Genomic DNA, 4,757 nt, shown 5'->3' with positions numbered 1-4,757 from the left:
GGCGGCGGCAGCGGCCGGCGGCGGGGGCGGCGCGGTTTCCACCAGCTGCGGCTTCTCCGCATTGGCCGGGAGCGCCTTCGCATCGGGCATGTCGCTGGAGCCGGCCGCGGCGGGCAGGGGTTCGGGCAGCGGCTCGATCTCGGCCACCTGCTGCGGCGTTGCCGCCGGGCCGGCCTTGTAGAACTCGTCGTTGCGGCTGCTCAGCCACACCACCAGAAACAGGAGGATGCCGACGCCAAAGGCGATACCGGCGATCATCAGGCTGCGGCGGGGCAGGTGGAAGGTGATGTTCTTGCCAGACGTAGAGCGGGAAGCGGACATGAGCCATACCGTTGTGAACAGCCCGATTCTGCCACGCCGGCAATGACTGAGGGGTACATGGCGGCGCGCGGGCGGCAGAAATCCGCGTAACAGGCGATAATCCCCCTCCGTACCCGAACCCACCTGCCACCGCCATGCTTGATCCAGCCCTGCTTCGCCAACATCCCGCCGACCTTGCAGAACGCCTGCGCACCTCGCGCGGTTTCGAGCTGGATGTGTCCGGGCTGGAGTCGCTGGAAGCGGACCGCAAGCGCATCCAGGTGCGTACCCAGGAACTGCAGAGCCTGCGCAACAGCCGCTCCAAGGCCATCGGCCAGGCCAAGGCCAAGGGCGAAGACGTCTCGGCGATCATGGCCGAAGTGGCCGCCTTCGCCGATGAGCTCAAGGCCTCGGAAGTGGCCCTGGACGAACTGCGCGACAAGATCGAAGCCATCGCCCTGGGCATCCCCAACCTGCCGGCCGACGACGTGCCCGCCGGCAAGGACGAGACCGAGAACGTAGAACAGAAGCGCTGGGGCACCCCGCGCGCGTTCGACTTCCCCGTGCTCGACCACGTCGAACTGGGCGCCCGCAACCGCTGGCTCGATGGTGAGACCGCCGCCAAGCTGTCCGGTTCGCGCTTCACCGTGCTGCGCGGCCCGATCGCGCGCCTGCACCGCGCGCTGGCGCAGTTCATGCTCGACCTGCACACCGGCGAGCACGGCTATGAAGAAACGAACGTCCCGGCGCTGGTCAACGCCGAGTCGCTGCGCGGTACCAGCCAGCTGCCCAAGTTCGAAGACGACCTGTTCAAGACCGCCGTGGGCGAGTCCACGCGCTACCTGATCCCGACCTCGGAAGTGCCGCTGACCAACATCGTGCGCGATGACATCGTCGACGCCGACCAGCTGCCGCTGCGCATGACTGCCCACTCGCTGTGCTTCCGCGCCGAAGCCGGCAGCGGCGGCCGCGATGTGCGCGGCATGATCCGCCAGCACCAGTTCGAGAAGGTCGAACTGGTGGCCGCCTGCACCCCGGCGCAGAGCGACGAAGAACACCAGCGCATGACCCGCTGCGCCGAAGTGGTGCTGGAGAAGCTGGGCCTGCCGTACCGCAAGGTGCTGCTGTGCACCGGCGACATGGGCTTCTCGGCGATCAAGACCTACGACCTGGAAGTGTGGCTGCCCTCGCAGGACACCTACCGCGAGATCTCCTCGTGCTCCAACTGTGGCGATTTCCAGGCCCGCCGCATGCAGGCCCGCTGGCGCAACCCGGAAACCGGCAAGCCCGAACTGCTGCACACCCTCAACGGCTCCGGCGTGGCCGTGGGCCGGGCGATGATCGCGGTGATGGAGAACTACCAGAACGCCGACGGCAGCATCACCGTGCCGGACGCGCTCAAGCCCTACATGGGCGGCATCGAGACCATCGCCTGAAACGAAAAACCTGCCGAAAGGCGGGTTTTTTGCATCCAGGAGGTAGAGCCACCCCATGGGTGGCCGCCGTACCGTTCGGGCACCACGTGCAGCCACCCATGGGGTGGCTCTACCTCCGTTGTTCCTGGGCGGGCAGGGCCACGCCCTGCGTGGCTGGCGCTTTCCACGTTGATTCAATGCGAGCCAACGGCGGCCAAGTGCGTACCCGCGATCTCAAAAAGATGGCCCCAAAAGGGGCCATCAGGCGCAACACCGGCAAGGGAGAGAAAACCGGCGCCGCGCACCACGGCACCACGACGAGGGGGAGGGAGTGGCGTGGGGTTACACCTCAGGCAGCGGCCAGCTCACGCGGCTGCGGCAGCGCGGCCAGCGCCTGAGCGATCGCGTCGGTGCGGTGCTGCGGCGAGTAGGCGATGCCCTCGGCGCGCACGAATTCCACCTCGTCGATGCCGAAGAACGCGAACACCTGGCGCAGGTACGGATCCTGGAAGTCGGTCGGGGCGCCGGTGTGCAGGCCGCCGCGGCTGCTGGCCACGATCACGCGCTTGCCGCCGGCCAGGCCCACCGGGCCGGTATCGGTGTACTTGAAGGTCTTGCCAGCCACCGCCAGGCGGTCGATCCACGCCTTGAGGGTGGAGGCCACGCTGAAGTTGTACATTGGGGAGCCGATGACCACCACGTCGGCCGCCAGGAACTGCTCCAGCACCAGCGCCGCGTCGGCCACTTCGGCCGCGTCGGTCTGGGCCAGCGAACTGCTGCGCAGGTGCGCAACGGGCTGGGCGTCCAGGTCGCGGTAGGTGACCTCCAGGCCCGGCACCTGGTCACGCCACTGCTGGACCACGGCGGCCGAGAGCTGGCGGGAAACCGAGTTGTCGCCAAGGACGCTGGCATCGATGTGGAGAAGCTTCATGGCAATCACCTGTTATCTGGGAGGGGCGGGCAACGCGCCGCCGACGGAAAACAGGTTAGGTTGTTGCTTGGTTGGAATAAAGGTGGTTGAATACCACGTATTGTTCTATATCTGGAACTTCGGTATGCAAGACCTCAACGATCTCTACTACTTCGCCATGGTGGTCGACCACGGTGGTTTCGCCGCCGCCGAACGCGCCCTGGGCATCCCCAAATCCCGTCTGAGCCGCCGTATCAGCCAGCTGGAAACCGACCTCGGCGTACGCCTGCTGCAGCGCTCCACGCGCCGCTTCGCGGTGACCGACGTGGGCACCAGCGTGCACCGCCACGCCCAGACCATGCTCGCCGAGGCCCAGGCCGCGCGCGAAGTGGTGGACCGGCTGAGCGCCGAGCCACGCGGCCTGGTGCGCGCCAGCGTGCCGGTGTCGCTGGCGCAGATGCAGCTGCCCAAGCTGCTGCCCAAGTTCCTGGCCCAGTACCCCAAGGTGCGGCTGCAGCTGAACATCAGCAACCGCCGCGTGGACATCATCAACGAGGGCTACGACGTCGCCCTGCGCGTGCGCTCGCGGCTGGATGACGACGGCAGCCTGGTCATGCGCAGCTTCGGCCAGGTGCAGGAACTGCTGGTGGCGAGCCCGAAATACCTCGACCGTGCCGGCCGCCCCAAGGACCCGGACGAACTGGCCAACCACGTCACCCTGAGCATCAGCGAAGACGAAGCCCGCCAGCGCTGGGAACTGCACGGCCCCGAAGGCGCGGTGCGCCGCGTGGACCTGCAGCCACGCGTGGCCGGTTTCGATTTCCCGCTGCTGCAAAKCATGGTCAAGGACGGCTTCGGCATCACCATGCTGCCCGAGACCGTCTGCGCCGATGCCGTGCGCAGCGGCGAGCTGGAAGTGGTGCTGCCGGAATGGTCGCTGCCGCAGGGCGTGTGCCACGCCGTGTTCGCCTCGCGCCGCGGCCTGCTGCCGGCGGTGCGGGTGTTCATCGACTTCCTGGCCGAACACCTGCCGCCACAACTGGAGGCCTCGCGCCTGGATTGCGGTGGCGCGTGCGAGCGGGCCAAGGAGAAGATCAAGGCCAGCGCGCTGGGTGCGTTGGCGGTGGATGCGGGCTGAGCCCGGCACCGGCCGGGTGGGCAAAACCCACCTGAAATGCGAGAATGCGACCCCCGGCCAGTGCCGGGGAGCCATGCCGGACGGGGCGCTGCCCCGACCGGATGCCGGGGTTGAAATGACCTGGGCACGCGGTGCGCAGACAGCGCTACCGATACGGAGAGATGGCCGAGCGGTTTAAGGCACCGGTCTTGAAAACCGGCGAAGGGTCAAACCTTCCGTGGGTTCGAATCCCACTCTCTCCGCCAATCGCGTATAACTCATTGATTCTAAATATGAATTTTTGATGTGTCCTGATTGGCAGGCGGAAAGCATGCAGAGGCGACAATCGCATGCGCATCCCYCACCATTTGAGTCGGTCCGAGACCGGTCGCTGGTCSTTCGTCCAGCGYGTTCCYGTYGACCTYCACGCCGTGCTCGACTGCCGGCTGATCAAACGCAYCCTTCGAACGAAAGACCTRGCTCAGGCCCAYGTGCGTGCRGTCGTGCTGGGYGCAGGCTATGCTCGRCTCTTCGCACAGTTGAAGGATCAACGCGTGGCCAAGCTCRSCAAAACGGATGCTGACCTYCTSATTGATCGTTTGACGAGYGCTGAGAACCTKCGCGAGCTCACGTTGAACCGCACCCGGGCAWCGGACGGGACGGTCACGGAGCAATGGCAGATYGAYAGTCCSAAGGACTTGAAGCTCTAYMGGCAGCTCATGGAGTTGGAAGCGATGGCGGCCACGCTMCAGCAGCCTKCAGCAGCCMGCCGGGGRCCGGCTCGCGAGATCTGGCCGCAGGTGACCTGCACATCCGCAACGCCACCKGCSCAGGCSATCGAGACSATCACSTTGGGAAAGGCGCGCGAYGCCTTCYTGKCGACGCTCAAGCCYTCAACTCTGCCCAAGRCCTACACGATCAAGAARACSGCSATCGAGGCATTGGTSKCGTTCTTGGGGSCRAAGKYYAAGGTCMAYGCSATCACGCGCTCGGACTTGGCCCGCTGGTATCAGGA

General features: G+C 66.3%; 4 protein-coding genes, 1 tRNA gene and 1 pseudogene. 4 read left to right on the top strand and 2 right to left on the bottom strand.

Annotated elements, in window-relative coordinates:
- Positions 1 to 321: pseudogene (locus tag AC1DQP_RS16650) on the bottom strand (energy transducer TonB); the annotation flags it as partial.
- A gap of 134 nt (positions 322 to 455) precedes the next feature.
- On the opposite strand from AC1DQP_RS16650, the gene serS reads away from it, so the two are divergent.
- A complete protein-coding gene (gene serS, locus AC1DQP_RS16645; RefSeq protein WP_256774491.1) occupies positions 456 to 1,736 on the top strand; it encodes a serine--tRNA ligase in 1,281 nt (426 codons plus the stop codon).
- A 328-nt stretch (positions 1,737 to 2,064) separates the two neighbouring features.
- On the opposite strand, the gene AC1DQP_RS16640 is transcribed toward serS, so the two are convergent.
- On the bottom strand, positions 2,065 to 2,646 hold the full coding sequence (locus AC1DQP_RS16640) for an FMN-dependent NADH-azoreductase (protein WP_256774490.1): 582 nt from the start codon (positions 2,644 to 2,646) through the stop codon (positions 2,065 to 2,067).
- Positions 2,647 to 2,770: 124 nt separating this feature from the next.
- Here AC1DQP_RS16640 and AC1DQP_RS16635 point away from each other — a divergent pair, with 124 nt between their 5' ends.
- The 3 genes from AC1DQP_RS16635 to AC1DQP_RS16625 form a co-directional block, all read left to right on the top strand.
- Complete coding sequence (locus AC1DQP_RS16635) at positions 2,771 to 3,763, top strand: LysR substrate-binding domain-containing protein (RefSeq protein ID WP_478052037.1); 993 nt, start codon at positions 2,771 to 2,773, stop codon at positions 3,761 to 3,763.
- 155 nt (positions 3,764 to 3,918) lie between these two features.
- Positions 3,919 to 4,008: transfer RNA gene (locus AC1DQP_RS16630), tRNA-Ser, on the top strand.
- Between the two features lie 84 nt (positions 4,009 to 4,092).
- The coding region (locus tag AC1DQP_RS16625; protein WP_478052036.1) for a DUF6538 domain-containing protein at positions 4,093 to 4,757 on the top strand (665 nt) is incomplete at its 3' end.

The sequence above is a fragment of the Stenotrophomonas sp. P5_A8 genome (genome assembly GCF_056400545.1).
The sequence above is the reverse complement of the archived record's forward strand: the minus strand, read 5'-3'. Positions and strand labels throughout refer to the sequence as shown.

Coding starts and splice junctions, on each gene's coding strand:
- AC1DQP_RS16640 (WP_256774490.1), bottom strand. CDS start 2,646: ATGAAGCTTCTCCACATCGATGCCAGCGTCCTTGGCGACAACTCGGTT.
- serS (WP_256774491.1), top strand. CDS start 456: ATGCTTGATCCAGCCCTGCTTCGCCAACATCCCGCCGACCTTGCAGAA.